The sequence below is a fragment of the uncultured Sphingomonas sp. genome (assembly GCF_934560975.1).
Classification (GTDB): domain Bacteria; phylum Pseudomonadota; class Alphaproteobacteria; order Sphingomonadales; family Sphingomonadaceae; genus Sphingomonas_I.
In genome coordinates, this window is record NZ_CAKTFO010000005.1 from 122,130 (window position 1) to 148,060 (window position 25,931).

The 25,931-nt window shown below is 67.7% G+C and carries 29 protein-coding genes; 18 read left to right on the forward strand and 11 right to left on the reverse strand.

The features are described from left to right. Positions 1–15 precede the first annotated feature (15 nt). The gene (locus tag Q0D93_RS05910; protein WP_294392027.1) at positions 16–840 is read right to left on the reverse strand and encodes a PEPxxWA-CTERM sorting domain-containing protein; all 825 of its coding nucleotides are present in this window, start codon (positions 838–840) and stop codon (positions 16–18) included. Positions 841–1,132: 292 nt separating this feature from the next. Here Q0D93_RS05910 and Q0D93_RS05915 point away from each other — a divergent pair, with 292 nt between their 5' ends. The 8 genes from Q0D93_RS05915 to Q0D93_RS05950 all read left to right on the forward strand — a co-directional run bounded on the left by Q0D93_RS05915 (position 1,133) and on the right by Q0D93_RS05950 (position 8,971). After that, positions 1,133–1,804, forward strand: coding sequence for a CAP domain-containing protein (locus tag Q0D93_RS05915; RefSeq protein ID WP_294392028.1), 672 nt, complete (start codon positions 1,133–1,135; stop codon positions 1,802–1,804). Between the two features lie 88 nt (positions 1,805–1,892). After that, positions 1,893–2,642: a DUF6456 domain-containing protein gene (locus Q0D93_RS14865; protein ID WP_366510254.1), complete on the forward strand. Its 750-nt coding sequence runs from the start codon at positions 1,893–1,895 to the stop codon at positions 2,640–2,642. 37 nt (positions 2,643–2,679) lie between these two features. Then, positions 2,680–3,426, forward strand: a complete 747-nt coding sequence (locus Q0D93_RS05925) for a TlyA family RNA methyltransferase (RefSeq protein WP_294392029.1) — start codon at positions 2,680–2,682, stop codon at positions 3,424–3,426. A gap of 105 nt (positions 3,427–3,531) precedes the next feature. Continuing rightward, on the forward strand, positions 3,532–3,798 hold the full coding sequence (locus tag Q0D93_RS05930) for an accessory factor UbiK family protein (RefSeq protein WP_294392030.1): 267 nt from the start codon (positions 3,532–3,534) through the stop codon (positions 3,796–3,798). A 114-nt stretch (positions 3,799–3,912) separates the two neighbouring features. Next, positions 3,913–5,715 (forward strand): translation elongation factor 4, encoded by a 1,803-nt coding sequence (lepA, locus tag Q0D93_RS05935; protein ID WP_294392031.1) that lies wholly within the window; start codon positions 3,913–3,915, stop codon positions 5,713–5,715. Positions 5,716–5,800: 85 nt separating this feature from the next. After that, positions 5,801–6,436 carry a hypothetical protein gene (locus Q0D93_RS05940; protein ID WP_294392032.1) on the forward strand — a complete coding sequence of 212 codons (636 nt, stop codon included), beginning with the start codon at positions 5,801–5,803 and terminating at the stop codon, positions 6,434–6,436. 190 nt (positions 6,437–6,626) lie between these two features. Further along, positions 6,627–8,417, forward strand: a complete 1,791-nt coding sequence (locus Q0D93_RS05945; protein WP_294392033.1) for an ATP-binding cassette domain-containing protein — start codon at positions 6,627–6,629, stop codon at positions 8,415–8,417. A 143-nt stretch (positions 8,418–8,560) separates the two neighbouring features. Next, positions 8,561–8,971, forward strand: a complete 411-nt coding sequence (locus Q0D93_RS05950; RefSeq protein ID WP_294392034.1) for a hypothetical protein — start codon at positions 8,561–8,563, stop codon at positions 8,969–8,971. A 7-nt stretch (positions 8,972–8,978) separates the two neighbouring features. On the opposite strand, the gene ribH is transcribed toward Q0D93_RS05950, so the two are convergent. From ribH to pyrE, 10 genes are all read right to left on the reverse strand, one after another. Beyond that, positions 8,979–9,398 carry a 6,7-dimethyl-8-ribityllumazine synthase gene (gene ribH / locus Q0D93_RS05955; RefSeq protein WP_294392035.1) on the reverse strand — a complete coding sequence of 140 codons (420 nt, stop codon included), beginning with the start codon at positions 9,396–9,398 and terminating at the stop codon, positions 8,979–8,981. After that, a complete protein-coding gene (gene ribB, locus Q0D93_RS05960) occupies positions 9,398–10,546 on the reverse strand; it encodes a 3,4-dihydroxy-2-butanone-4-phosphate synthase (RefSeq protein WP_294392036.1) in 1,149 nt (382 codons plus the stop codon). The genes ribH and ribB overlap by 1 nt, the downstream gene beginning before the upstream one ends. Further along, positions 10,530–11,144: a riboflavin synthase gene (locus tag Q0D93_RS05965; protein ID WP_294392037.1), complete on the reverse strand. Its 615-nt coding sequence runs from the start codon at positions 11,142–11,144 to the stop codon at positions 10,530–10,532. Before Q0D93_RS05965 ends, ribB begins: the two co-directional genes overlap by 17 nt. Before the next feature lies 1 nt (position 11,145). Continuing rightward, positions 11,146–12,192: a bifunctional diaminohydroxyphosphoribosylaminopyrimidine deaminase/5-amino-6-(5-phosphoribosylamino)uracil reductase RibD gene (ribD, locus tag Q0D93_RS05970; RefSeq protein ID WP_294392112.1), complete on the reverse strand. Its 1,047-nt coding sequence runs from the start codon at positions 12,190–12,192 to the stop codon at positions 11,146–11,148. Between the two features lie 13 nt (positions 12,193–12,205). Further along, positions 12,206–12,529 carry a hypothetical protein gene (locus Q0D93_RS05975; protein ID WP_294392038.1) on the reverse strand — a complete coding sequence of 108 codons (324 nt, stop codon included), beginning with the start codon at positions 12,527–12,529 and terminating at the stop codon, positions 12,206–12,208. A gap of 74 nt (positions 12,530–12,603) precedes the next feature. Further along, positions 12,604–13,668: an AI-2E family transporter gene (locus Q0D93_RS05980; RefSeq protein WP_294392039.1), complete on the reverse strand. Its 1,065-nt coding sequence runs from the start codon at positions 13,666–13,668 to the stop codon at positions 12,604–12,606. Continuing rightward, positions 13,665–14,543, reverse strand: a complete 879-nt coding sequence (lepB, locus tag Q0D93_RS05985) for a signal peptidase I (RefSeq protein ID WP_294392040.1) — start codon at positions 14,541–14,543, stop codon at positions 13,665–13,667. The genes Q0D93_RS05980 and lepB overlap by 4 nt, the downstream gene beginning before the upstream one ends. A gap of 14 nt (positions 14,544–14,557) precedes the next feature. Then, complete coding sequence (acpS, locus tag Q0D93_RS05990; RefSeq protein WP_294392041.1) at positions 14,558–14,959, reverse strand: holo-ACP synthase; 402 nt, start codon at positions 14,957–14,959, stop codon at positions 14,558–14,560. Next, the gene (locus Q0D93_RS05995) at positions 14,956–15,675 is read right to left on the reverse strand and encodes a pyridoxine 5'-phosphate synthase (protein WP_294392042.1); all 720 of its coding nucleotides are present in this window, start codon (positions 15,673–15,675) and stop codon (positions 14,956–14,958) included. Before Q0D93_RS05995 ends, acpS begins: the two co-directional genes overlap by 4 nt. Continuing rightward, on the reverse strand, positions 15,675–16,259 hold the full coding sequence (gene pyrE / locus Q0D93_RS06000) for an orotate phosphoribosyltransferase (RefSeq protein WP_294392043.1): 585 nt from the start codon (positions 16,257–16,259) through the stop codon (positions 15,675–15,677). Before pyrE ends, Q0D93_RS05995 begins: the two co-directional genes overlap by 1 nt. A 167-nt stretch (positions 16,260–16,426) precedes the next feature. Here pyrE and coxB point away from each other — a divergent pair, with 167 nt between their 5' ends. The 10 genes from coxB (at position 16,427) to Q0D93_RS06050 (ending at position 25,929) form a co-directional block, all read left to right on the forward strand. Beyond that, entirely contained in the window at positions 16,427–17,530 is a 1,104-nt protein-coding gene (coxB, locus tag Q0D93_RS06005) for a cytochrome c oxidase subunit II (RefSeq protein ID WP_294392044.1), read from the forward strand. A 13-nt stretch (positions 17,531–17,543) separates the two neighbouring features. Then, positions 17,544–19,217 carry a cytochrome c oxidase subunit I gene (gene ctaD / locus Q0D93_RS06010; protein ID WP_294392045.1) on the forward strand — a complete coding sequence of 558 codons (1,674 nt, stop codon included), beginning with the start codon at positions 17,544–17,546 and terminating at the stop codon, positions 19,215–19,217. A gap of 101 nt (positions 19,218–19,318) precedes the next feature. Further along, positions 19,319–20,227 carry a heme o synthase gene (locus tag Q0D93_RS06015; RefSeq protein ID WP_294392046.1) on the forward strand — a complete coding sequence of 303 codons (909 nt, stop codon included), beginning with the start codon at positions 19,319–19,321 and terminating at the stop codon, positions 20,225–20,227. After that, positions 20,224–20,346 carry a hypothetical protein gene (locus Q0D93_RS06020; protein WP_294392047.1) on the forward strand — a complete coding sequence of 41 codons (123 nt, stop codon included), beginning with the start codon at positions 20,224–20,226 and terminating at the stop codon, positions 20,344–20,346. Before Q0D93_RS06015 ends, Q0D93_RS06020 begins: the two co-directional genes overlap by 4 nt. Next, positions 20,346–20,903, forward strand: a complete 558-nt coding sequence (locus tag Q0D93_RS06025; protein WP_294392048.1) for a cytochrome c oxidase assembly protein — start codon at positions 20,346–20,348, stop codon at positions 20,901–20,903. The genes Q0D93_RS06020 and Q0D93_RS06025 overlap by 1 nt, the downstream gene beginning before the upstream one ends. Before the next feature lie 34 nt (positions 20,904–20,937). After that, positions 20,938–21,759 (forward strand): cytochrome c oxidase subunit 3, encoded by an 822-nt coding sequence (locus Q0D93_RS06030; RefSeq protein WP_294392049.1) that lies wholly within the window; start codon positions 20,938–20,940, stop codon positions 21,757–21,759. Between the two features lie 27 nt (positions 21,760–21,786). Beyond that, complete coding sequence (locus Q0D93_RS06035; RefSeq protein ID WP_294392050.1) at positions 21,787–22,428, forward strand: SURF1 family protein; 642 nt, start codon at positions 21,787–21,789, stop codon at positions 22,426–22,428. 11 nt (positions 22,429–22,439) lie between these two features. Then, on the forward strand, positions 22,440–23,840 hold the full coding sequence (gene thrC, locus Q0D93_RS06040; RefSeq protein ID WP_294392051.1) for a threonine synthase: 1,401 nt from the start codon (positions 22,440–22,442) through the stop codon (positions 23,838–23,840). Then, positions 23,837–25,066, forward strand: a complete 1,230-nt coding sequence (locus Q0D93_RS06045) for a pitrilysin family protein (protein WP_294392052.1) — start codon at positions 23,837–23,839, stop codon at positions 25,064–25,066. Before thrC ends, Q0D93_RS06045 begins: the two co-directional genes overlap by 4 nt. Beyond that, on the forward strand, positions 25,063–25,929 hold the full coding sequence (locus Q0D93_RS06050) for a class I SAM-dependent methyltransferase (RefSeq protein ID WP_294392053.1): 867 nt from the start codon (positions 25,063–25,065) through the stop codon (positions 25,927–25,929). Before Q0D93_RS06045 ends, Q0D93_RS06050 begins: the two co-directional genes overlap by 4 nt. The last annotated feature ends 2 nt before the right edge of the window (positions 25,930–25,931 follow it).

The window sequence follows — 25,931 nt, forward strand, 5'->3', positions numbered from 1 at the left end:
GTCGGCCCTTGAGGATCAGGCCTTGACGGTCGCCCAGCTGCCGCGCCGCCGGCGCAGGGCATAGCCGACCAGCATGAACCCACCCAGCATCAGCGCCCAGCTCGACGGCTCCGGCACAGGGATCACGATCGGCGGCGTGTCAGGATTGCCGGGCGTTCCGGGATTGCCAGGCGTGTTCGAGCCGCCCGGGCCGCCCGGAAACCCGCCCCCTCCGCCAAGCGGGGGCACATAGGTGCCGGGGAAGCCGGGCGGGGGCAGCAAGGCCGGCACACGTGGCGCGCGCGGCGCGAAGCCGTCAGTTATGCGGCGGAACGGGCCGTCGGGCACGCCGGAGATCACCGGCGCGGTGGGCGCATTGATGGCGTCCACCAGCGGAATGTCGCCCAGATCGAGCGAGGCCAGCCGGGTGGTGCAGATCGGGCTGGCATAGGTCAGGCGCCGCAGCACCGGCATGTCGGCCTGCGCCAACTGCGTCGGCCGGGATGCGATCGGCAGGCGCTTGCGGATCGGCGTGGAGCGATGGGCCAGCACCTTGCGCTTGAGCGGCGCGGCATGGGCGGTCTGCACCGGCTTCTTGGCCACCGGCGTGCGGGCGGCAAGCTGCTTGGCCGCCGGGCGCCTGGCGGCGAGCCGAGTCGGCGCATGCGGGCCATGCGGCCGCGGCTTGGGCCGGGCACTGGCGCTACGCCGGCGAACCGGTTCCCGTACGGGCAGCGGCCTGGGCGACGCATGATAGGTCGACTCGGTGCAATCCAGCAGCGACGTCTGCCCGCCTGCCCCGGCAAGAGGCGCGGGCGCGACCACGATCGCCCCTGCCGGAGCATAGATCGGTGCGTTCAAACACAATGATAGTGCTACAAAAACTCGTACTACCCGCATGTCCTACTCACATGCCAAATCCACCCGGACAGTAACCCCGAACAAGGAGTTTGTTCCGGATGTGGATTGTTTTCCCCACGGCCCAGCTACGATGAAAGCTTGGTTCTTACAAGGTTAACCCGTGGCTTAAACGCGACAGTCCGCAAAAACTATTCTTAATAGAAGCGCTCCGGGTTCGCGATCAGGGCGTTAAACATCGTTAACCAAGGCATTTAGACCAGCGATAACCGCCACACGGGCATTGGGCGAGCCCATGACGAACCGGCTCCAAACAGTGCTGATCCTGCTTTGCGGCATGCTGCTGGCGGCGGGGGCAGCCGCGCCGGCGGCGGCGGAAACGCCGTATGAGCAGGCGGTGCTGGCGGAGCTGAATGCCGCGCGCAGCAACCCCGCCGCCTATCTGGAACGGCTGCGCGGCTACCGCGCCTTTTTCCACGACAAGCTGATCTACATGCCGGGGCTGAAGGCCGCGATCCAGACGGAGGAAGGCGTCGGCGTGGTCAACGAGACGATCGCATTCCTCGATCGGCAGCGCCCGCTCGATCCGGTGCGCACGGCGGGCCTGCTGCGCACGGCGGCGGCGGACCATGTGGCCGAGCAGGCAGAGAGCGGCAGCACCGGCCATGGCGGCGAGGACGGCTCCTCCCCCGGCGACCGGGTCGAGCGGCGCGGCGGCGGAGCCTATGTGGCGGAGGTGATCGCCTATGGCTCGATCGATCCGGCCGACGTCGTGCGCCAGCTGATCGTGGATGACGGCGTGCCCGATCGCGGCCACCGATCGGTGCTGTTCTCGCCCGAGCTGCGCTTCGCGGGCGTGTCGTGCGGCACCCACCCCGAATATCGAACGATGTGCGTAATCGACCTGGGCATCACCGCCGAAGGACGCTTTCCTGACAAACAGCCGCTGGTGGTGGCGTCGCGCTGACGCGGCACGTAGGTTTGTTCTTTATTTGTTCCAATGTCGGAATTCGTCTGGCACACCCTGTTCGACTCGGAACGGGGACAAGAGGGCGATGGCGAAACTGAACGGACAGGCAGGCGACCGCGCAGGGGGACTACAGGGCACGCACCCGGATCAGCTGAGCGGGCATGGACTGAAAATCCTGGAGGCGCTGGCGGACGGTCGCGTCTTTCGGCTGAAGAGCGACGGCTGGCGGGCGGGGGCGCTGCGTGCGCCGCCGAGCCTGATCGGAGACTTGTCGCGCGCGGCCCTGCTGCGGGAGGATGACGACGGGCTGGCCCTGACCGACATGGGACGCGCGCGAATCCGGTGGACGGCGCGGCCCGCGCGATTGCTGGCGGAGCGCGCTTTGCCCGAGCCCGCCGACGCATCCACCCTGCCCCGCCGCCCCCGCCGCAGCGTGACGGTGAACGTGATGGAAAGCCCGCTCGGCTGGCTGCACGCGCGCGGGCTGATCGAACAGCGCCAGTTCGACGCGGGCGAACGGCTGCGCGGCGATTTCACCATGGCGGGGCTGGGCGCGCGGGTGACGATGCGGTGGGACGCGGCGCCCGCCTCCACCCGCCGGGCCGGGCCGGACGCGCCGCTCGACCCCACGCTGGCGGGCATCGCCGCCAAGCGCCGGTTCGAAGGCGCGATCGCCGCCGCCGGGACGGGCATGGGCGACATCCTGTGGCGCGTGGTCTGTTCGGGCGACGGGCTGGAGGCGGCGGAGGCGGCGCTCGGCTGGCCCAAGCGCGCGGGCAAGCTCGTGCTGCTGATGGCGCTCGACCGGGTGGCAGACTATTACGGGCTGCAATGACCTACCGCCTCGCCTCCTTCGCGACCGACCGCCACTGATGGCCAAGGCACGCGCCGACCAGTTGCTCGTGGATCGCGGCCTGGCCGAAAGCCGCACCCGCGCCCAGGCCCTGATCCTGGCCGGGCTGGCCTTTTCGGGCGAGCGCAAGATCGCCAAGGCCGGTGAACAGCTGAACGCCGACGCGCCGCTGGAGGTGCGCGGGCGCGACCATCCCTGGGTGTCGCGCGGGGGCATCAAGCTGGACCATGCCTTGGCCCATTTCGGGTGGGACGTGACGGGCGCGGTCGCGATCGATGTCGGCAGCTCGACCGGGGGGTTCACCGACGTGCTGCTCAGCCGGGGCGCCGCGCGCGGCTATGCGGTCGACAGCGGCACCAACCAGCTTGCCTGGAAATTGCGGCAGGACCCGCGCGTGGTAGTGCTGGAACAGACCAGCGCCCGCATCCTGACGGACGCGCATATCCCCGAGCCCGTCGACCTGATCGTGTGCGACGCGAGCTTCATCGGGCTGGCCAAGGTGCTGGAGCGCCCCTTGTCCTTCGCCAAGCCGGACGCGCGCCTCGCCGCTTTGATCAAGCCGCAGTTCGAGGCGGGGCGGGAGGAGGTCGGCAAGGGCGGCGTGGTGCGCGACCCCGCCGTGCACGAACGCGTCTGCGCGGAGGTGGCCGCGTGGCTTGAAGGCCAAGGCTGGCGCGTCGCGGGGATCGAACGCAGCCCGATCACCGGCCCGGAAGGCAATGTGGAATTCCTGATCGGTGCGGAAAGGCAGGGCGCGACACCCTGACCGCCGCCACGACGGGCGAATTCGCCGGCGTGCGCGCCGATCCGGTTGCATTGCGCCCGCATCCACCCATCTATCCCGCTAACACACCCTTGGAGTGCCCGACCGATGCAGAGCGACAACAAGATCTTCGAAGACTTCGTGAAGATGGCCAACGGCTTTGCCGGCACGGTCGCAGGCATGACCCGCGAGGCCGAGTCCGGCGCGCGCGAGAAGATCAAGGAGTGGATCGGCGGCGCCGACTTCGTCAGCCGCGAGGAGTTCGAGGCGGTGAAGGCGATGGCCGCCGCAGCGCGCGACGAAGTGACCGCGCTGCGTGCCGAGCTGGCCGCGCGCAACACCCCGGCCGCATCCACAGGCTTCAATCCGGAATGATGCCGTCGCCCCCGCCATCGCGGCGGGGGCCCACGTCGCACGGGTCCGGGGATCGGACACGGCCATGACGTGCCGCTTTGCGCCGTGCCTTCCGCCTGCTAGGCGGCAGGCGACATGACTCCCCTCGACAAGATCCGCAACTTTTCCATCATCGCGCATATCGACCATGGCAAGTCGACGCTCGCCGACCGCCTGATCCAGCGCACCGGCGGCCTGACCGATCGCGAAATGTCGGCCCAGGTGCTCGACAACATGGACATCGAGAAGGAACGCGGCATCACCATCAAGGCGCAGACCGTGCGCCTGGAATGGAAGGGCCACGTCCTCAACCTGATGGACACGCCGGGTCACGTCGACTTCGCCTATGAGGTGAGCCGCAGCCTGGCCGCGTGCGAAGGCGCGCTGCTGGTGGTGGACGCGGCGCAGGGGGTGGAGGCGCAGACGCTGGCCAACGTCTATCAGTCGATCGAGCATGACCATGAGATCGTGCCGGTCATCAACAAGATCGACCTGCCCGCCGCCGAACCGGACAAGGTGAAGGCGGAGATCGAAGATATTATCGGCCTGGACGCGTCCAACGCCATCCTCGCCTCCGCCAAGGCGAGCATCGGCATCGACGAGATACTGGACGCGGTGGTGGAGCGAATCCCTGCGCCCAAGGGCGACGCCGACAAGCCGCTGGAAGCGATGCTGGTCGACAGCTGGTACGACCCGTATCTGGGCGTCGTCATCCTCGTCCGCGTCATCAACGGCGTGATCCGCAAGGGCCTGCAGGTGAAGCTGATGGCCGGCGGGACCGAGCATCTGATCGACCGGGTCGGCTGCTTCCGCCCCAAGATCGAGACGGTGGCCGAACTGGGCCCGGGCGAGATCGGCTTCGTCACCGCGCAGATCAAGGATGTCGGCCTCGCCATGGTGGGCGACACCATGACCACCGTGCGCAATCCCGCGACGACCGCGCTGGCGGGCTTCAAGGAAGTGCAGCCGGTCGTGTTCTGCGGCCTGTTCCCGACAGACGCCAACGACTTCGAGAAACTGCGCGAATCGATCAGCAAGCTGCGCCTGAACGACGCCAGCTTCTCGTTCGAGATGGAGACGTCGGCGGCGTTGGGCTTCGGCTTCCGCTGCGGCTTTCTGGGCCTGCTCCACCTGGAGATCATCCAGGAGCGGCTGACGCGTGAATATGATCTGGACCTGATCACCACCGCGCCGTCGGTGGTGTACCACATCCACCTGACGCACTCGAAGACCGAGGATGCGCACACGATCGAGTTGCACAACCCGGCCGACATGCCCGATCCCAACCGGATCGAGACCATCGAGGAGCCGTGGATCGAGGCGACCATCTACGTTCCCGACGAATTCCTGGGTGCGATCCTGAAGCTGTGCCAGGACCGGCGCGGCATCCAGAAGGACCTGACCTATGTCGGCGGGCGCGCGCAGCTGAAGTACGAGCTGCCGCTCAACGAAGTCGTGTTCGATTTCTACGATCGACTGAAGTCGATCAGCCGCGGCTATGCCAGCTTCGACTATCACCAGATCGGGTATCGCGAGGGCGACCTGGTCAAGATGCAGATCCTGGTGAACGACGAACCCGTCGATGCGCTCAGCATGATCGTCCACCGCGCCGCCGCCGAGACGCGCGGGCGCGGCATGTGCGAGCGGCTGAAGGACCTGATCCCGCGCCACATGTTCAAGATCCCGATCCAGGCGGCGATCGGCGGCAAGGTGATCGCGCGCGAGACGATCGCGGCGCTGCGCAAGGACGTGACCGCCAAATGCTATGGCGGCGATGCGACCCGCAAGCGCAAGCTTCTGGAAAAGCAGAAGGAAGGCAAGAAAAGGATGCGCGAATATGGTTCGGTCAGCATCCCGCAGGAGGCGTTTATCGCTGCTTTGCGCATGGGCGAGGAATAGGGTTAACGCAGGCGGGTCGTCGCATAACAAGGAACCTGTACTTGGGCAGGCCGTTTGGTCGCGGCTTGTTAGTGCAGGAGTTTCTATGCGTAATCTGTCGTTCATCTCCGGTGGCGTTGCCGCAGCTCTCGCCCTTGCCCTCGCGACTCCGGCGATGGCCGGCGACGAGGAGCGCGCCCGCGCCGCCATCGCCGAAGCGCAGGGCAAGATCGACGCCGCCCAGCGGATCGACGCGGACAAGGCCACGCCCGACACCTATGCCCGCGCACAGGCGGCGCTGCGGCTGGCCCAGGAAGAGCTGAAGAGCGGGCACGAGCAGAAGGCGATCCAGGCCGCGCTCAGTGCGCAGCAGGCCGCCGACAGCGCGATCGGCACCGCCAATGCGCGCCGTGACAATGCCGCCGCCGCACAGTCCGCCAGCGTCGCCACGGCCGAGCAGCAGGCGGCCGACGCCAATGCCCGCGCGGATGCGGCCGAACGCGCCGCCAGCACGGCGCAGGCCGATGCCGCCGCCGCCCGCGCCGCGCCGCCGGTCGTCGTGGCCTCCACTCCGCCGGTGACGACGGTGACCACCGAAACCACCAAGTCCGTCGCAACGCCGACCCGCACCGCGACCGCCAAGCCGCGCAAGCCGGTAAAGCGGACGGCCACCACTACCCGCTCCGCTCCGCGCGCGGTTGAAACCACCCGGACGACGGTGACCACCACCGGCGGCCAGTAAGACCCGAGCGGACCCGCGTCGGACGGCGCGGGTCCGCATGTTCCAGGTGCCTTTATTGCACGCCGGATTGCAGTCTTTTCCCTGCCCGTGAAGTCTACGTTAACTATTCCCGGCCTAGAGGCGCACCTGTCCCGGGCGGCGTGCGACGCGGCTGAGGGACGCCCCCACATCGACAATGTGAGTAAGCGTCATGGCCGACCGCCGCGCCCGTCCCGAAAGCGTGCGATCCAATGTGTTCCTCCGCAGCATGGCCCTGCTCCGCCCCGAACGCGGCAAGGCGCTGGCCTTGGTTGGATCGGGCGCGCTGGTCGCCCTGCTGCAGGTGATCGAGCCGGTGCTGTTCGGCAAGGCGGTGAACGGCCTCACCTCCGGCGCCAGCACGTTCCGCTTCATCGCGGCCTGGTGCGCGATCAGCGTGTGCAGCTTCCTGGCAGGCATGGTCATCTCGCTCGGCGCTGACCGCATGGCGCATCGCCGCCGACTGGCCGCCATGTCGAGCTTCGTGGAACATCTGCTCGCCTTGCCGCCCGCCTTCCATACCGAAGCACGATCGGGCCGGCTGATGCGGATCATGATTTCGGGCTGCGAGAATTTGTTCGGCCTGTGGCTGCCGTTGCTGCGCGACCAGATCATCAACGGCGTGATCCTGTGCGCGCTGCTGCCGGTAGCGGCGCTGACCAACTGGCGGCTGGCGCTGGTGCTGGTCACGCTGATGGTCGCTTACACCGCGATCAACGTGCTGGTGATGCGCCGCACTTCGACCGGCCAGGCGCAGGTGGAGAATCAGTTCACCGATCTGTCGGGCCAATTGGGCGACCTGTTCGGCAATGTGTCGGTGCTGCAGAGCTTTCTGGCGGTTCCGGGCGAGTTGCGCTCGATCCGCAGCTCACTGCATGATCTGCTCCACTCGCAATATCCGGTGCTGAACTGGTGGGCGGTGTCGGCGGTGCTGACGCGCGGGGCATCCTCCATCGCGATCGTGTCCATCTTCGGCTTCGGCGCTGCGCTGACGGCGCAGGGCCTGGCGACGGTGGGCGACGTGGTGACGTTCGTGGGCTTCACCACCCTGTTGATCGCGCGACTCGAGCAATTGACGGCATTCATCGTCGGCATGGCCCAGCGCCTGCCCGCGCTGCGCCAATTCTTCGACGTGCTGGACGAGGAATCGCATATCGTGGAGGTCGCCGGCGCGCAGCCGCTGACGGTCCAACACGGCCATGTCCGGTTCGAGGACGTGTCGTTCCGCTATCCCAAGGGGTCGGGCAAGGTGCGCGACCTGTCGTTCGAAGTGCAGCCCGGCCAGACGGTCGCCATCGTCGGCCCGACCGGATCGGGCAAGTCCACCGCCATGGGCCTGTTCCAGCGTGCCTACGACCCCGAAGCGGGCCGCATCCTGGTCGATGGGCAGGATATCCGCGAGGTGACGCTGGCGTCGCTGCGGGCTTCCACCGGCGTGGTGTTCCAGGAAGCGGGGCTGTTCAACCGCTCCATCGCGGAGAATATCGCGATGGGCAATCCGCACGCCACGATGGAGCAGATCGAGGATGCCGCCCGGCTGGCCGGCGCCTACGACTTCATCATGCGCAGGGAAGGCGGCTTCGCGGCCGCAGTCGGCGATCGCGGACAGGGCCTGTCGGGCGGCGAGCGTCAGCGCATCGCCATCGCCCGCGCCATCCTGAAGGATGCGCCGATCCTGCTGCTGGATGAAGCTACCTCCGCGCTGGACGTCGCTACCGAGGCGCGCTTGCAGGAGAGCCTGGACCGGCTGCGCGCCGGGCGCACGACCTTCGTTATCGCGCATCGCCTGTCCACCATTCGTTCGGCCGACCGGATCATCGTGCTCGACCAGGGCCGGATCGTGGAGCAGGGCAGCTTCGACGAACTGGTGGCGCTGGGCGGCGTGTTCACCCAGCTGGCGCATGACGGCGGACTGGCCCACATGCCCGCCAATGACGACGCACGGGCGCGGCTGGCCGCCTGATCGCTCCATATCGGCCCTTGCCTCCGCAGGCCCATTGTGCGGGTGCAGCATGTAACATCTTCATTTCGGGGGATATTTCTGCGGACGCTCGCTCCTCGTTAACTTTCGGGCGCTAGACGGGAGGTCTGTACGGAGTTGCTTACGTGTACATTCAGTTCCTGTCCTTGCAGCGGCGGCTCCACGCGGTGATCGATCGGGCGGAGCGCGCGCTCAATGCCGCGGGCGAGCCCGATATCGCCACCATGGGCCAGACGCGTTGGGAAATTGCCCGGTTGCTGCGCGAGTATCAGTTGATGAAGCACAATCGGATCTTTGTGCAGTTCGAGCACGGCTTTGACGACCGGGCCCGCAAGGCGCGGCGGATGAAGGCGGACTGCATCCGGTCAGGCGAGGAATATCGCGCCTACATCATGGAATGGAGCGTCGTATCCATCCTCGACAATTGGACGACCTACAAGGCCGCCGCGACGCAGGCGATCACGCGTCTGCGCACGCAATTGCAGCGGGAGCATGACGGCGTCGCCTATCTGCTGGACAAGGCGATCGCCGCCTGAGCCCCCCTCAGGCGAATTGCTGCTTGAGGTCGAACATGGCGAGTGCCGCCAGAGCCGCCTCCCCGCCCTTGTTCTTCTCGGTCGGGCGCGCGCGGGTCAGCGCCTGCGCCTCATCCTCCACCGTCAGGATGCCGTTGCCGATCGGCAGCCCGTCCAGGGTCAGCGCCATCAGCCCGCGCGCACTCTCGTTCGACACCACTTCGAAATGGTAGGTTTCGCCGCGGATCACCACGCCCAGCGCCACGAAGCCGTCATACCGCCCCGTTTCCGCCGCGAGCGCCACGGCCGCCGGAATCTCCAGCGCACCCGGCACGGCGATCGTCTCATGCGTATGGCCCGCCTGCTCCAACGCGTCCCGCGCGCCGTCGAGCAGCATGTCGTTCAGGTGCGCATAGAAACGCGCTTCGACGATCAGGAAACGGGCCATCAAATATCCTCATGTGCGGGTGGGATCGGCCGCTCGCCGACGATGGACAGGCCATAACCGTCGAGCGCCACCAATGTGTGATGCGAATTGGTCAGCAGGATCATGTCCTGGATGCCGAGTTCGGCCAGGATCTGCGCGCCCACGCCGTAATCGCGCAACTCCTCGGGATCGCTCTCCCCCCGGCCGCCATGCGCGGCCACCACCTGGCTCAACAGCCCGCCGGTCATCGGGCGATTGAGCACCACGATCACGCCCGCCCCTTCGCGCCCGATCATCTCCATCGCCCCCGACAGCAAACTGCCGCGCGGGCATACTTCCCCGAACATGTCGGCGAACAGCGCCTGGCCGTGCATCCGCACCAGTGTCGGGCGGGCCGGATCGACCTTTCCCTTGACCAAGGCGATCTGCTCGTCGCCGGTAGCCTTGTTGTAGAAGGTGATCGCCCGCCAGTCGCCGCCCCAGCGGCTGGTGAAGCGCGTTTCCGCGCGCCGTTCGACCAGATGGTCGTGGCGGCGGCGATGGGCGATCAGGTCGCGGATCGTGCCGATCTTGAGCGCGTGGCGCTGGGCGAAGCCGACCAGGTCGTCCAGCCGGGCCATCGTCCCGTCCTCGTTCATGATCTCGCAGATCACGCCGGAGGGATTGAGGCCGGCCAGCCGCGCGACATCCACCGCAGCCTCCGTATGGCCCGCGCGCACCAGCACCCCGCCATCGCGCGCGACCAGTGGGAAGACATGGCCGGGCGACACGATCGCGTCCGAACCCTGCGCGGCGTCGATCGCGACGGCGATGGTCCTCGCGCGGTCGGCGGCGGAAATGCCGGTGGTGACACCCTCCTTGGCCTCGATCGACACGGTGAAGGCAGTTTCGTGCCGGGTGCCATTGTTGCGGCTCATCAGCGGCAACCCCAGCGCATCGACCCGCTCGCGCGTCATGGCGAGGCAGATCAGCCCGCGGCCATGGCGCGCCATGAAGTTGATCCGCTCGGGCGTCGCCATCTGCGCCGGAATGACCAGGTCGCCCTCATTCTCCCGGTCCTCGTCATCGACCAGGATGTACATGCGGCCGTTGCGGGCTTCCTCGATCACCTCCTCCGGGCTGGAGAGGAAGGCGTGGCGCAGGCGCGTCAGTTCAGGCCGGGAGGACATGCCGAAGCTGCTCCATGCGGCCGAGATAGCGGGCCAGCACGTCGATCTCGACATTGACCTGCGCGCCCTCGACCAGCGCGCCGAGCGTGGTCATCTCCGCCGTGTGCGGGATGATGTTGACCGCGAAACGGGTGGTGCCGTCGGCATCGTCGCTGACCTCGTTCACGGTCAGGGACACGCCGTCGATCGTGATCGATCCCTTGGGCGCAATATAGGCGCCGAGGGTGCGCGCGGCCGAAAAGCCGATCCAGTGCGAGTCGCCCTGCGGACGGATGCCGGTCACGGTGGCCACGCCATCGACATGGCCGGTGACGATATGGCCGCCCAGTTCGTCGCCGACCCGCAGCGCGCGTTCCAGGTTGAGCGGGGTGTCCTGCTCCCACGTGCCGGCGGTGCGGGACAGGGTTTCGGCGGATACGTCCACCGCGAACCAGCCCGCGCCCTTGTCCACCACGGTCAGGCACACGCCCGAACAGGCGATGGAAGCCCCCAGGTCGATGCTGGCGGTGTCGAAGGCCGTGCCGATGCGCAGGCGCAGGTCGCCCCTTTGCTCCACGCCGGTGATACGGCCGATGTCGGTGATGATACCTGTAAACATGTCAGCTCCGCTGGCGCTCGTAGACTTCGAGCCGGTCGATGCCAAGCATCCGGGTATCCGCCAAACGCCAGCGATCATGCGCGTCGGCCAGGCGGTGGAGGTCGATGTCGGCCAGAGCGGGCTTGCCATGGCCGATCAGGATGGGCGCGCGATAGAGGAGGAGGCGGTCGACCAGGTCGGCGGCCACGAAGGCGGCGGCGGTACGGGCCCCGCCCTCCACGAACAGGTGGTCGACGCCGCCGAGGTCGTTGATGTCGCGAGGCGCACGCAGAACCGTGATCTGTCGCTCCTGCGCAGGCATGGCTCCATCCGCCTTATCCCCAGCGGCATCGCTGGTCGGGAGAGAGATGGATCCCCGCCTGCGCAGGGATGACGGGGGCGGGAAAGGCAGGGAAGACGAGAGGATGACGATGCGGGGAGAGTGGTCCTCCAGCCCGGGCAGGCGCACGTCGAGTTGGGGCTGGTCCGCCTCCCACGTCCCCCGGCCGACCAGGATCGCGTCATGGCGGCTGCGTTCCAGATGCGTGTGCGCGCGGGCGGCCGGGCCGGTGATCCAGCGGCTCTCGCCATCGGCCCGCGCGATCATGCCGTCGAGCGAGGTGGCGAGCTTCAGCGTCACGTGCGGCCGGCCGAGCGCCTGGCGGGTGAGGAAGCCTGCCATCACCTCGCGCGCACGGTCGGCCAACAGGTTTTCCACCACCGCGATTCCGGCGGCGCGCAGGCGGGCGAAGCCCTGGCCGGCGGTGCGGAGGTCGGGGTCGGTCAAAGCGGCAACAACGCGCTTCGGCCGAGCGGCGACGAGCAGGTCGGCGCAGGCGGGCCCACGCGGGCCACGGTGCGCGCACGGCTCCAGCGTGACATAGACGGTGGCATCGTGCGCGGCCGGTCCGGCCTGTTGCAGCGCCATCGCCTCGGCATGGGGACGGCCGCCGGGCTGGGTCCAGCCTTGGCCGACGACCTGCTCGTCCTTGACGATCAGGCAGCCGACATTGGGATTGGGCGTGGTACGGCCGCGCCCGCGCTCGCTCAGCGCCAGTGCGGCGGCCATCCAGCGTGCAGGGTCACTCAATGCCGAGCTGCTTGGCGAGACGCTGATACGCGGCCCGCTTTTCGGCGTCGGCCTTGTCTTTGATCTTCTGGTCGACCTTCTGCTGGGCGATGATCTCGCCATCGGTGCGCGCATCGGTCCAGTCGGACACATAGGTGATCTGCGGACCGGTCGGCAGGATGCCGCTGCGCGCGTCCAGCACGAACAGATAGACGATCAGGGCGGGCATGATCACCGCCAGCATCGCGATCAGCAGCTTGTGCCGCTGTTCGCCCGCGAAAAAGGCGCGAACATCGGCCATCAGGGCGGCAGGCTTGGCGGGACGGGGAAGGGCCATGCGCGCAAGATAAGACGCGGGCGGGCAGAACGCTAGGCTTGGCCGCGCCGCCCCCCCCCCCCCGAGGGCCAGGATCAGGCTACGCCGGCTTCCTCGGCGGCAAGCTCGCTCTTTTCCTCCAGCAGCACCTTGATCATCGCCACGATCGGATCGGCCAGAGCCAAACCGAGGATGCCGAACAGGGCCCCCAGCAGCAGCTGCGCCCCCAGCACCAGCGCAGGGGCGAGGTCCACCGAACGCTTCGCCACCATCGGCACGATCAGGTAGCCGTCGATGGTCTGCACCGCCACATAGATCACGATCGCCCAGATGCCGGTGTTGAACCCGGCCGAAAAGCCGACCAGCACCAGCAGCACGCCGGAAACGATCGCGCCGATATTGGGCAGGAACGCCATCAGGCCGGTGATGAGGCCGATCAGCGCCGCCATCGGCACGCCCGCCACCCAGGCGAACAGGCCGGTGAACAGCCCCTCCACCGCCATGCCGAGCAGGCGGCCGAACATCAGCAGGCGCAACGTATGCCCCATCCGCTTGGACGTGGCGTAGAAAGCGTCGCGCCGATCCAGCGGCAGCATCCAGCCGAATCCGCGCTCGTACAGGCGCGGCTCGATCGCCACGAAGATGCCGATCACCAGGATCATCGCCAGGCTGGACACCGCGCCCAGCGCGCTGCCGACGGCGGAGGTCAGGCGACCGAGCGAGCCCATTACCTGGCGGCCGAGATCCGCCATCTGGTTTTCGCCGGTGACGATGCCGACCGAACGCCCCCAGGCGAGCAGGCCGTTGAGCTGGTTCTGCACCACCACCCGCAGCGTTTCCGCCTGCGCCGCGATGGTCGCCCCGGCGTAATAAAAGGTCCAGACGAGAAAGGCGAAGCCGGCGATGGTGACGATCGCCAACCGCCAGCCGCGCCGGATCGGCAGGATGCGGCCGAGCAGGCGCGTGCCCCCGTCCAGGATCGCCGCGAACACCAGCCCGCCGACGATCAGCAGCAAGGGCTGCGCCAGGAACCACAAAGCCACCACCGCCGCGGCCATGCCGATCCAAACCCCGGCACGCAGCACCTCACGCTGGGTCAGTGGATCGGTGAAGTCGGCCGGGCCGGGCTGCTCCTTGCGGCCTGCTGGCGGCGGCGTCATTGCGAGTCCTTGTGGGGGTGCAGACTGGTGCCGGCGCGGCCGCCACGCAGCGCGGTGAACCAGGTCAGCGGATTGAAGTAGCTGGTCGAGCCGTCATAGGAGAAGGTGATGAACTCGGCCCGCCCGCCGAGATTTTCCCACGGCACCGGCCCGCCCAGCCCCATCTGGTAGGAAGACACGCGGCTGTCGGCGGATTCGTCGCGATTGTCGCCCATCAGAAAGACGTGGCCGACCGGCACCTCCGTCTCCTCGAAATCGTCCGGGCTGCCCGGGCGATAGCCGAGGTCGATGGTGTTGTAGCTGACCCCGTTGGGCAGGGTTTCCCGGAAACGCGGCAGCGCGCAATACAGCTTGCCGTCCGGCCCGGCGGTGCGGAACGGCGCTTCATTGTCGCTGCTGCACGGAACATTGTCGTCCACCGGCAGCATCGCCGGCGAGATCTGCACCCGCGTCACCGGCGACCCGTTGAGAAAGACCACACCTTCGCGCACCGCAATCCGGTCGCCCGGCATCCCGATCACGCGCTTGATATAGTCCGCGTCCGACTCCGGCGGCTTGACGATCACCACGTCGCCCCGCTCCGGCATCCGGCCGAACAGGCGACCGTGGATGAACGGCAAAACGTGGAACGGCGACGGCGAGACGTAGGACCAGCCGTAGGGATATTTGGTCACCACCAGCCGATCGCCCTTGATCAGCGTGGGCATCATCGATTCCGACGGAATGTAGAAGGGCTTGGCGACAAAGCTCCACACCGCCAGCACGGCCAGGATCAGCCAGAGAAAGCCGCGTATTTCCGCCCACCAGTCGGTGGCCTGCGGAGTCTTGGCGGGCTTGGCCCGAGTCGCGGCAAGATCGGGTCGGCTGTCGCTCAAACGTCTGGTCCTGTTCAAAGCTTACGGGCGTACAAGATCACGAACGCCTGCGCCCATGGGTGGTCGTCGGTGAGCGTCACATGAATGTCCATCGCGTGGCCCGGCGGCGTCAATGCGTCAAGCCTGGCCTTCGCTCCCCCGCCCAATGCCAGCGTGGGCGCGCCGGAGGGCAGGTTGACGACGCCGATGTCCTTCAGGAACACGCCCTGGGAGAAACCGGTGCCGATCGCCTTGGAGAAAGCCTCCTTGGCGGCGAACCTCTTGGCATAGGTGGCGGCGCGGGTCAGCGTCCGCCGTTCTGCCTTGGCGCGCTCCACATCGGTGAAGACGCGGTCGACGAAATGCTGGCCGAACCGGTCGAGCGAGTTCTGGATCCGCTCGATATTGCAGAGGTCGGAGCCCAGGCCGACGATCACCGCGCCGCATCCATGGCGTGGCGCATCCGCCGCACCGCTTCGTCCAGCCCGACGAAGATCGCCTCGCCGATCAGGAAGTGGCCGATATTGAGCTCGGCAAGTTGCGGGATGGCGGCGATCGGCGCGACATTGTCATAGGTCAGGCCGTGGCCGGCATGGACCTCGATCCCGTTCTTGGCGGCGAGCGCCGCCGCATCGGCGATCCGCTTCAGTTCGGCCTCACGCGCGGCGCCGTCCAGCTCGCAATAGTGGCCGGTGTGGAGTTCCACCACCGGCGCGCCGAGACTGATCGCCGCCGCGATCTGACGGGGGGCGGGTTCAATGAACAGGCTGACCCGGATACCCGCCGCCCCCAGTTCGCGCACCAGCGGAGCCAGCCGGTCATGCTGCCCGGAGGCATCCAGCCCGCCCTCCGTGGTCAGCTCCTCGCGCCGTTCGGGCACGATGCAGGCGGCATGCGGCCGGTGGCGCAGCGCGATGGCGCGCATCTCGTCCGTCGCCGCCATCTCCAGGTTGAGGGGAATATTCAGCGCCTCGCTCAGCCGCGCAATGTCGTCGTCGCTGATGTGGCGACGATCCTCGCGCAGGTGGGCGGTGATGCCGTCCGCCCCCGCCCCCTGCGCGATCAGAGCGGCGCGCAGCGGATCGGGATAGCCGACCCCGCGCGCGTTGCGCACGGTCGCGACATGGTCGATGTTGACGCCCAGCCGCAGCATCAGGCCGCCACCCGGCTCCCCGGCTTGATCGCGGGGATCGCGGCCAGTTCGGGCGGCAAGGCATCGGCCGCGTAAGTCGGCACGTCCAGCCGGATCAGGGGAAAGAAGGGCACGCCGAGGTCGGCGGTGCCGTTGGAGCGATCCACCAGGGCGGCGGCGGCGATCACCGTGCCGCCGGCGGCCTCCACCGCCTTGATCGCCTCGCGCGAGGACAGGCCGGTGGTGACCACGTCCTCCATCAGCAGCACCGTCTGCCCGGGTTCCAGCGCAAAGCCGCGGCGCAGTTCGAACGTGCCGGTCGGCCGTTCCACGAACATGGCGTCCAGGCCGAGGGCGCGACCCATTTCGTGGCCGGCGATCACCCCGCCCATGGCCGGCGACACCACTGCCCGCAGCCTGTCCCTGATCTCACCCGGGATGCTGGCGGCCAGCGCATCGGCCAGCCGGGCGGCGCGCGCGGGGTTCATCAGGACACGGGCGCACTGGAGGTAGCGCGAGCTGCGCAGGCCGGAGGACAGGATGAAATGCCCTTCCAGCAATGCCGCGGCGGCGCGAAATTCAGCCAGCACCTCGTCATCGGTCATCGCGCGCATCGTCCCAACAGTTCAAGTCCCGCTGCCGATAGACCCGCAAGCGCAGCCCTTCAACAGCTTGCATTTCGCCCCGAACCGGTGTTCACCCAAGATCGGCGGGCCAATAACCGCACCGGTCCGCCAGACAATAATGACGTCAGCTGGGGAGCGATCGAGTGTTGAAGTCGATACGAGGCTCGCTGCTCGCCGTGATGATGGGAGTTGCCGTGGCGGCGATCCCGGCCGTCGCCGCCCAGGCGCCGGTGTCGCCGGCCGCCCCCCTCAATGCCGGCACGCCCAATTCCGGCGCCCCCGTGTCGACGCCGCCCCCTCCGGTGGTCGCCGCCAAGCCGGCCGACATTCCGCACCTTGCCCCCACGCCCGGCATCGGCCAGCCGACCGACCGTGTCGCCCTCCAGCCGCAGGAAAGCCCGATCGGGCATGAAGCGCGGCGATTTCACGATTACTGGCTGATGCCGATGATGGGGATCATCTCCGTCTTCGTGCTGGCGCTGCTGCTGTGGGTGATCCTGCGCTATCGCGCCGCCGCCAATCCCACGCCATCGCGGACGCACCACCATACGGTGATCGAGATCGTGTGGACTTTGCTGCCGGTGCTGATCCTGGTGGCGATCGCCGTGCCGTCGATCCGGCTGCTGGCGCACCAATATTCGCCGCCCAAGGCCGACCTGACCGTAAAGGTGGTCGGCAACCAATGGTATTGGACCTACCAATATCCGGACAATGGCGACTTCGAGATCGTGTCCAACATGCTGCCGGAGCGGGCGGATGCCAACGGCAAGCGGTTCCGCACCGACGCCGACGGGCCGCGCTTGCTGGCGGTGGACGAACGGATGGTGGTGCCGGCGGGCGCGACGGTGAAGCTGATCACCACCTCGGCCGACGTGATCCACTCCTTCGCGCTCCCGGCGGCATGGGTGAAGATGGATGCCGTGCCCGGCCGGTTGAACGAAACCTGGTTCAGGATCGACCGTCCCGGCGTCTATTTCGGCCAATGTTCGGAATTGTGCGGTGCGCGCCATGCCTTCATGCCGATCGCGGTGGAGGTGGTGCCGCCCGCGCGGTTCGCGCAATGGGTGGCGTTCAAGGGCGGCACCATGCCGGGCACCAGACCGCCGGCCAATCCGGACGCGACCAGCCCTTCTTCCCCGGCCACCGCCGGCAGCAAGGCAGCCAACGCTCCGGTTTCGACCGACCCGGCCCTGCCCGGCACCGTCGCCAAGCCGAACATCGACCCCCAGCCTGCCGTCGCGCAGAACTGAAGGCCCAAAGACCATGACCGATACCGCCGCCCACCCCAGCCACTTCCAGGCTGACCATGGCCACGCGCATCATCATGCCGATCACAAGCCGGCCTTTTTCGCGCGCTGGTTCATGTCCACCAACCACAAGGACATCGGCACGCTCTACCTGATCTTCGCCATCTTCGCGGGGCTGATCGGGGGCGGGATTTCCGGGCTGATGCGGGCGGAGCTGGCGCATCCCGGGATCCAGTATCTGGGCCACTGGTATGAATTGCTGCACGGGCCGGGCACGGTCGATCAGGCCTATCACCTTTGGAACGTGCTGATCACCGCGCATGGGCTGATCATGGTGTTCTTCATGGTGATGCCGGCGATGATCGGCGGGTTCGGCAACTGGTTCGTGCCGATCATGATCGGTGCGCCCGACATGGCATTCCCCCGCATGAACAATGTCAGCTTCTGGCTGATCGTGCCGGCTTTCATCCTGCTGCTGGGATCGGCGTTCGTGTCGGGCGGCACCGGGCCCGGCGCGGGCATCGGCTGGACGGCCTATGCGCCGCTGTCCACCAGCGGATCGACCGGGCCGGCGGTAGACATGGCGATCCTGGCACTGCACCTTGCCGGCGCATCCTCCATCCTGGGTGCGATCAACTTCATCACCACCATCCTCAACATGCGCGCGCCGGGCATGACCCTGCACAAGATGCCGCTATTCGCCTGGTCCGTCTTGGTGACGGCGTTCCTGCTTCTGCTGTCCCTGCCGGTCCTGGCCGCCGCCATCACCATGCTGCTGACCGACCGCAATTTCGGCACCACGTTCTACGACGCCAGCGGCGGCGGCGATCCGGTGCTGTACCAGCATCTGTTCTGGTTCTTCGGCCATCCCGAAGTCTACATCATGATCCTGCCCGGCTTCGGCATCATCAGCCATGTGGTGGCGACGTTCAGCCGCAAGCCGGTCTTCGGCTATCTCGGCATGGCCTATGCCATGGTCGGGATCGGCGTGGTCGGCTTCATCGTGTGGGCGCACCACATGTTCACCACCGGCCTGAGCGTCTATACCAAGATGTATTTCACCGCCGCCACGATGGTGATCGCGATACCTACCGGCATCAAGATCTTCTCCTGGATCGCGACCATGTGGGAGGGGTCTTTATCGTTCCGCACGCCGATGTTGTGGGCTCTGGGCTTCATCTTCATGTTCACGGTGGGCGGAGTGACGGGTGTGCTGCTGGCCAATGGCGGCGTGGATAATTACTTTCACGACGGCTATTATGTGGTGGCGCACTTCCACTATGTGCTGAGCCTGGGCGCGGTGTTCAGCCTCTTCGCCGGCTTCTATTACTGGTTCCCGAAAATGTCGGGGCGCATGTATAACGAGCTGCTGGGGCAGCTGCATTTCTGGATATTCTTCGTCGGCGTGAACCTGCTGTTCTTTCCGATGCATTTCCTGGGGATGCAGGGAATGCCGCGGCGTATCCCGGATTATCCCGATTCCTTCGCCGAGTGGAACACGCTCGCCAGCCACGGCTATGAGATCATGGCGGTTGGCATGGTGATCTTCTTCGTCAACGTCGTCTGGTCGCTGTTTGCGGGCCGGAAGGCAGGGGACAATCCGTGGGGCGAGGGCGCCACCACGCTGGAATGGACGCTGTCCAGCCCCCCGCCCTATCACCAGTTCGAGCAGTTGCCGCGAATCGATTGATGCCGGAGGGACGGCGGGCGTGCCGGTGCGTGCGCCCGCTCCGCGCGGGCCAGTACGGGCTTGCGCTTTCCTGCGCGGGCGAGATCGCCTATAGGCCGCCCATGACCCCCGCCGCTCCCTGGACGCCTGCGCTGCCGGCCGAATGGCGCGATTTCGTGGCGCTGACCAAGCCGCGCGTGATGACGCTGGTGGTGTTCACCGCCTTGTGCGGGATGCTGGCCGCGCCGGGCCACATCCATCCGGTGCTGGGCTTCACCGCGATCCTCTGCACCGCAGTGGGCGCGGGCGCGAGCGGTGCGCTGAACATGTGGTACGAAGCGGATCTGGACGCACACATGAAGCGCACGCGCGGCCGCCCCCTGCCCGCCGGGCGGATGGAGCGGCAGTCGGCGCTGCAGTTCGGCGTGGCGCTGGCCATCGGGTCGGTGCTGGTGATGGGGCTGGCCGTGAACCTGCTGGCCGCCGCCATCCTGGCGGGGTCGATCCTGTTCTACGTGCTGATCTACACCGTGTGGCTGAAGCGGCGGACCCCGCAGAATATCGTGATCGGCGGCGCGGCGGGCGCGTTTCCGCCACTGATCGGCTGGGCGGCCGCAACCGGCCATATCGACCTGCTGCCGGTGCTGATGTTCGCCTTGGTATTCCTGTGGACGCCGCCCCATTTCTGGGCGCTGTCGCTGTTCGTGCGGACGGATTATGCCGCCGCCGGCGTGCCGATGCTGCCGGTGGTCGCGGGCACTCAGGCAACGCGGCGGCAGGTGCTGCTCTACACCTTTCCCATGGTCGCCGCTGCCGTGGCGCCTTGGCCGCTGGGGCAGACCGGCGCCATTTACGGCGTAAGCGCGGCCATCCTGTCCGGCTGGTTCCTGATCCTGGCGATACGGGTGGGGGTGAGCCGCGAGGCCGACCAGCAGGCGATGAAGGCGGAGCGCGCGCTGTTCCGTTTCTCCATCCTCTACCTGTTCGCGATCTTCGGCGCGCTGGTGGCCGACCGGATGCTGCTGCCATGACGCCCGAGTTCGAGGCGGAATATCGCCGCCGCCAGCGGGCGCGGGCGCGGGCCATGGCGCTGGTGCTGGGCGGCCTGGCGATCCTGTTCTTCGCCATCACCATCGCCCGGATGCGCTGATGGCGAGCCACCCGCTCGATCGCGCCAAGCGCCGGACGGGTTGGCTGATGCTGCTGCTGGTCGCGGGCATGACGGCGCTCGGCTTTGCCAGCGTGCCGCTGTACCGCATGTTCTGCCAAGCGACGGGGTGGGACGGCACGGTCCGGCGCAGCCTGCTGGACCAGGCACCCGGCCCGGTGGGGATGCTGGTCGACGTGCGGTTCGACGCCAACGTCTCCCCCAACCTGCCCTGGCAATTCCAGCCGGACCGAAGGGTGATGCGGGTTGCGGTCGGCGCGCGGCAGATGGCCTTCTTCACCGTCACCAACCTCAGCGACAAGCCGATTACCGCCAGCGCGGCGTTCAACGTCTCCCCGCCGCAGGCCGGGCGTTACTTTACCAAGATCCAGTGCTTCTGTTTCACCGAACAAACATTGCTGCCGGGCGAACGCGTGCGGATGCCGGTGGTGTTCTTCATCGACCCCGGATTCGCCAAGGATCCCGATGCGAAGACGATCGACGAGATCACCTTGTCCTACACTTTCTTCCCGGTAGCATCGACCAGGCCGGCAAGCTAAGCTCGGCCGCAAGGACATAAGGAGCGTGGAGCGCATGGCGGGAACCAAGAGCCACGATTACCATATCCTTCCCCCCAGCCCGTGGCCGCTGCTGGGCTCCATGACGGCGCTGGTGATGGCGGCCGGCGCCATCATGTGGATGCACAATGCGGCATTCGGCGGGTGGGTGTTCTTCGTCGGGCTGGCCGGCGTGCTGTTCACCATGTTCTCCTGGTGGTCCGACGTGATCCGCGAGGCGCGCGCGGGCGATCACACGCCGGTGGTGGGCCTGCACCTGCGCTACGGCATGATCCTGTTCATCGCGTCGGAGGTGATGTTCTTCGTCGGCTGGTTCTGGGCGTGGTTCGACTTCTCGCTCTTCCCCTCGACCGTGGACGCGGTCGGGGGCGTGTGGCCGCCCAAGGGGGTGGAGGTGATCGACCCCTTCGCCTTTCCTTTGCTCAACACCCTGATCCTGCTCTGCTCCGGCACGACCGTGACGTGGGCGCACCATGCTTTGCTGCACGGCGATCGCGACGGGTTGAAGAAGGGATTGTGGGCGACGATCCTGCTGGGACTGCTGTTTTCCTGCATCCAAGCCTATGAATATGCCCATGCGCCGTTCGCCTTCAAAGGCCTGAACTATGGCGCGGCGTTTTTCATGGCGACGGGCTTTCACGGTTTCCACGTCATCGTCGGCACCATCTTCCTGATCGTGAACCTAGTCCGCGCCTATCAGGGCGACTTCACGCCCAAGCAGCATTTCGGGTTCGAGGCGGCGGCCTGGTACTGGCACTTCGTCGACGTGGTGTGGCTGTTCCTGTTCGTGTCGATCTACGTCTGGGGTTCGGCCGGCGCGACGCTGCACGGCGGCTGAAGCCCGGCCCAGCTTCTCCACCGCAGCATGACGGACCGGCGGCGCATCCCGATCGTTGCGACGATCCTGGTCCTGCTCGCCGTCGGCCTGATGGTGCGGTTGGGCCTGTGGCAGCTTGACCGAAGGCATGAAAAGGCGGCGATGCTGGCCCACTATGCCGCCAATGCCAATCGCCCGCCGGCGCCGCTTGCCGCCCTGTTCGCGGTCGGCGAGGATGATCTCTATCGCCAGGTGAGCGGCTATTGCCTGGAGGTGACGCGCTGGCAGATCCGGGCCGGGCGCGACCAGGCAGGGAATGGCGGCTGGCGGCATGTGGCGGAGTGTCGCACCGGGGCGAAGGTGCCGGGCTTCGCCGTCGACATGGGCGTGTCCGCATCCGCCGATGCGCCACGCTGGAGCGGCGGACCGGTGCGCGGACGGCTGATCCTGTCGCGCGAACCGGCTTTGCCGGGGATGGGCAAAGCCGCGCCCGCTATGGCGATGATCGTCAGCACCGAGCCCGCACCCAGCCTGTCCGCCAGCGCGTCGCCCAACCCGGCCAATCTGCCCAACAACCACCTGGCCTATGCGGTGCAGTGGTTCGCCTTTGCCGCCGTCGCCCTCCTGATCTACGCGCTGGCCCTGTGGCGGCGCGGGCGTTTGGTTGCACCGGGGCCGGCGGGTCGGTAAGCGCGACCCTTATGCACTATGTCAGCACGCGCGGGGCTGCGTCCGCGCTCGATTTCACGGGCGTGACGCTCGCCGGACTCGCCTCGGACGGTGGGCTCTACGTGCCCGAAACATGGCCGGCCTTCACGCGGGAGCAGATCGCCGGTTTGGCGGGCCTGTCCTATGTCGACACGGCGGTGGAGGTGCTGGCCCCGTTCGTGGGCGATGCGTTGAGCCGCGCAGAATTGCGGGGCCTGTGCGACCGTGCCTATGGCCGCTTCGCCCATCAGGCAGTGACGCCGCTGCTGCAGCTCGATCAGCAGCATTGGATGCTGGAGCTGTTCCACGGCCCCACGCTGGCGTTCAAGGACGTGGCGCTGCAATTGCTGGGCCTATTGTTCGAGCAATTCCTCAGCCAGCGCGACACGCATCTGACGGTGGTCGGCGCGACCTCCGGCGACACCGGCTCGGCCGCGATCGACGCGCTGGCGGGGCGCGCCAAGGTGGACCTGTTCATGCTCCACCCGCTGGGCCGCGTGTCGGAGGTGCAGCGGCGGCAGATGACGACGGTGATCGCGCCCAACATCCACAATGTCGCGCTGGACGGCGGCAGCTTCGACGACGCGCAGGCGATGGTGAAGGCTTTGTTCGCGGACCGCGACTTTGCCGGGCGCTTCACCTTGTCGGCGGTGAACTCGATCAACTGGGCGCGACTGGCGGCGCAGATCGTCTATTATTTCTACGCCGCCGTGCGGCTGGGCGCGCCGGAACGGCCGGTCGCCTTCTCCGTACCGACCGGCAATTTCGGGGACGTGTTCGCGGGCTATGCCGCCGCCCGGATGGGCCTGCCGATCGCGCGGCTGATCGTCGCCACCAACGTCAACGACATCCTCCACCGTGCGCTGAGCGAGGGGGATTATTCGGTCGGCACGGTGACGCCCACCGCCGCGCCGTCGATGGATATCCAGATCAGTTCCAACTTCGAACGGCTGCTGTTCGACCTGCATGGGCGCGACGGCGGTGCGCTGGCGGGTGCGATGCGCGGCTTCGATTCCGCCCGATCGCTGGCGCTGACGCCGGCCATGCGCGCCGAGGCGGCGGGCCTGTTCGCCAGCTGCCGCGTGGATGGCGAGCATATGGAGCGCGCGATGCGCGAGACGTGGGAGGGGTCGGCCATGCTGATCGACCCCCACACTGCGATCGGCCTGGCGGCGGCGCAGGCGGCGGAGCTGCCGCGCGACGTGCCGGTGGTGACGCTCGCGACGGCGCATCCCGCCAAGTTCCCGGACGCCGTCGCCCGCGCGACCGGCGAGACGCCGGCCTTGCCCGCGCGTGCCGGCGACCTGTTCGAGCGGGAGGAACGCTACGACGTGCTGCCCAACGACCTGGCAGCCGTGCGCGCCTATATCGCCGACCGGGCAACCGCGGCATGAGCGCGCGCACGCATCGCCTGGCCAATGGCCTGACCGTGGCGGTCGAACCGATGGCGGGGGTCGAGACGGTGGCGGTCGGCCTGTATGCGGATGTCGGCGCGCGATCGGAGCCGAAGGGTCTGTCCGGCCTGGCCCACATGGTCGAGCATATGGTGTTCAAGGGCGCGGGCGCGCGATCCGCCAAGCAGATCGCCGAGTCGATCGAAGACAAGGGCGGATCGCTCAACGCCTGGACCGCGCGCGACCAGACGGTGTTCCAGGCGCGCGCATTGGCGGACGACTTGGCGCTCGGCACCGAGCTGATCGCGGACCTAGTGCGCAACCCGCATCTCGACGGCGAGGAACTGGAGCGCGAGCGGCAGGTGGTGCTGGCGGAACTGGGCGAGGCGCGGGACACGCCCGACGACATCATCTTCGATCACCTCCAGGCCGCCGCTTATCCGGGCCAGCAACTGGGCGAGGCCGTGCTGGGCGACGAGGCGAGCATCGCCGCGATCGACGTGCCCGCGCTGCGTAGCTGGATCGCGGAGCAATATCGGCCGGACGGGCTGGTGCTGGCGGCGGCGGGCAAGGTCGACGAGGATGCGCTGCTTGCGCTGGCCGAACGGCTGTTCGGGGACATGACATCTGGCGCTCCGCCGGCATCCGTCCCCGCCACGTTCGGCGGTGGCACGCACCATGATCGCCGCCGGTTCGACCAGTTGCATGTGGCGCTGGCCCATGCCGGCGTCGGCCACACCCACCCCGACCTCCATGCGCTCAGCCTGTTCGGCAGCGCGCTCGGCGGCGGCATGTCGTCGCGCCTGTTCCAGCAGGTGCGCGAGGAGCGCGGGCTGGCATATTCGATCTACAGCTGGGTGCAGCCTTATGCCGACACCGGCCTGTTCGGCCTGTATTGCGCGGCCGCCCGCGCCGACGCGGCGGAGGCGCTGGCGCTGTCCCGCACCGTGCTGGCGCAGACGGCCGAGACGCTGAGCCAGGAGGAACTGGACCGGGCGCGGGCGCAGGCCAAGGCGGGGCTGCTGATGGGGCTGGAATCGGTTGCCAGTCGTGCCGACCACCTCGCCCGCCAGATCCAGATCCATGGCCGCATCGTCCCGCCAGGCGAGACGGTGGCCCAGCTGGATGCGGTTACCGTCGCCCAGGCGCGCGCCGCCGGGGCGGCCGCCTTGGGCTCGGCCGAGGCGCTGGCGACGGTCGGCGGCAAGCTGGCGCAGGTGGCATGACGATCCTCCACACGCTCGTCACCGAACCCTGGCCCGATTACGGGCTGGTGGATTCCGGGCACGGCCGCAAGCTGGAGCGTTACGGCCGCTTCCGCTTCATCCGGCCCGAGCCGCAGGCAATGTGGACGCCGGCGCAATCCAATTGGGAGGCGGACGGCGACTTCATCGCCGCGTCGGACGAGGAAGGCGGCGGCAAGTGGCATTTGTCGCGCGAGGTTCCGCGCGGCGGCTGGCACATGAAGTGGGAGGAGGTGCGCTTCACCGCGCAGAACACACCCTTCCGCCACCTGGCCTTCTTTCCCGACATGGCGGCCCAGTGGAGCTGGATGCGCGATCGCACCGGCGAGGGCGACGAGGTGCTGAACCTGTTCGGCTATACCGGCGTCGGCACGCTGGCTCTGGCCGCCAAGGGCGCGCGCCTGACCCATGTCGATGCATCCAAGAAGTCGGTCGAGCAGGGCAAGGCCAATGCCTTTCTGTCCGACATGGCGGACCGGCCGATCCGCTGGATGGTGGACGATGCGGTCAAGTTCGCCGCGCGCGAGCGGCGGCGCGAGCGGCGTTACCATGGCATCCTGCTGGATCCGCCCAAGTTCGGGCGCGGCCCGGATGGCGAGGTGTGGCGGCTGGAAGAGCATCTGCCCGGCCTGATCCAGCATTGCCGCGCGCTGCTGGACGAAAACAGCAAGTTCCTGGTGCTGACCGTCTATGCGGTGCGGATGTCGGCGCTGGCGATCGGTGAACTGCTCAACCAGGCGCTCGCCGACCTCGGCGGCACGGTGGAGGTCGGCGAGATGGCGGTGCGGGAGGAAGCGCGCGGCCTGCTGCTGCCGACCGCCATCTTCGCGCGCTGGTCGCGCTGATC

What these genes read in the sequence shown, in the direction of transcription:
- Q0D93_RS05915 (WP_294392028.1), top strand. Translation starts at nt 1,133, where the DNA reads ATGACGAACCGGCTCCAAACAGTGCTGATCCTGCTTTGCGGCATGCTG.
- Q0D93_RS14865 (WP_366510254.1), top strand. Translation starts at nt 1,893, where the DNA reads ATGGCGAAACTGAACGGACAGGCAGGCGACCGCGCAGGGGGACTACAG.
- Q0D93_RS05925 (WP_294392029.1), top strand. Translation starts at nt 2,680, where the DNA reads ATGGCCAAGGCACGCGCCGACCAGTTGCTCGTGGATCGCGGCCTGGCC.
- Q0D93_RS05930 (WP_294392030.1), top strand. Translation starts at nt 3,532, where the DNA reads ATGCAGAGCGACAACAAGATCTTCGAAGACTTCGTGAAGATGGCCAAC.
- lepA (WP_294392031.1), top strand. Translation starts at nt 3,913, where the DNA reads ATGACTCCCCTCGACAAGATCCGCAACTTTTCCATCATCGCGCATATC.
- Q0D93_RS05940 (WP_294392032.1), top strand. Translation starts at nt 5,801, where the DNA reads ATGCGTAATCTGTCGTTCATCTCCGGTGGCGTTGCCGCAGCTCTCGCC.
- Q0D93_RS05945 (WP_294392033.1), top strand. Translation starts at nt 6,627, where the DNA reads ATGGCCGACCGCCGCGCCCGTCCCGAAAGCGTGCGATCCAATGTGTTC.
- ribH (WP_294392035.1), bottom strand. Translation starts at nt 9,398, where the DNA reads ATGGCCCGTTTCCTGATCGTCGAAGCGCGTTTCTATGCGCACCTGAAC.
- ribB (WP_294392036.1), bottom strand. Translation starts at nt 10,546, where the DNA reads ATGTCCTCCCGGCCTGAACTGACGCGCCTGCGCCACGCCTTCCTCTCC.
- Q0D93_RS05965 (WP_294392037.1), bottom strand. Translation starts at nt 11,144, where the DNA reads ATGTTTACAGGTATCATCACCGACATCGGCCGTATCACCGGCGTGGAG.
- ribD (WP_294392112.1), bottom strand. Translation starts at nt 12,192, where the DNA reads ATGGCCGCCGCACTGGCGCTGAGCGAGCGCGGGCGCGGCCGTACCACG.
- Q0D93_RS05975 (WP_294392038.1), bottom strand. Translation starts at nt 12,529, where the DNA reads ATGGCCCTTCCCCGTCCCGCCAAGCCTGCCGCCCTGATGGCCGATGTT.
- Q0D93_RS05980 (WP_294392039.1), bottom strand. Translation starts at nt 13,668, where the DNA reads ATGACGCCGCCGCCAGCAGGCCGCAAGGAGCAGCCCGGCCCGGCCGAC.
- Q0D93_RS05995 (WP_294392042.1), bottom strand. Translation starts at nt 15,675, where the DNA reads ATGCTGCGGCTGGGCGTCAACATCGACCATGTCGCGACCGTGCGCAAC.
- pyrE (WP_294392043.1), bottom strand. Translation starts at nt 16,259, where the DNA reads ATGACCGATGACGAGGTGCTGGCTGAATTTCGCGCCGCCGCGGCATTG.
- ctaD (WP_294392045.1), top strand. Translation starts at nt 17,544, where the DNA reads ATGACCGATACCGCCGCCCACCCCAGCCACTTCCAGGCTGACCATGGC.
- Q0D93_RS06015 (WP_294392046.1), top strand. Translation starts at nt 19,319, where the DNA reads ATGACCCCCGCCGCTCCCTGGACGCCTGCGCTGCCGGCCGAATGGCGC.
- Q0D93_RS06020 (WP_294392047.1), top strand. Translation starts at nt 20,224, where the DNA reads ATGACGCCCGAGTTCGAGGCGGAATATCGCCGCCGCCAGCGGGCGCGG.
- Q0D93_RS06025 (WP_294392048.1), top strand. Translation starts at nt 20,346, where the DNA reads ATGGCGAGCCACCCGCTCGATCGCGCCAAGCGCCGGACGGGTTGGCTG.
- Q0D93_RS06030 (WP_294392049.1), top strand. Translation starts at nt 20,938, where the DNA reads ATGGCGGGAACCAAGAGCCACGATTACCATATCCTTCCCCCCAGCCCG.
- Q0D93_RS06035 (WP_294392050.1), top strand. Translation starts at nt 21,787, where the DNA reads ATGACGGACCGGCGGCGCATCCCGATCGTTGCGACGATCCTGGTCCTG.
- thrC (WP_294392051.1), top strand. Translation starts at nt 22,440, where the DNA reads ATGCACTATGTCAGCACGCGCGGGGCTGCGTCCGCGCTCGATTTCACG.
- Q0D93_RS06045 (WP_294392052.1), top strand. Translation starts at nt 23,837, where the DNA reads ATGAGCGCGCGCACGCATCGCCTGGCCAATGGCCTGACCGTGGCGGTC.
- Q0D93_RS06050 (WP_294392053.1), top strand. Translation starts at nt 25,063, where the DNA reads ATGACGATCCTCCACACGCTCGTCACCGAACCCTGGCCCGATTACGGG.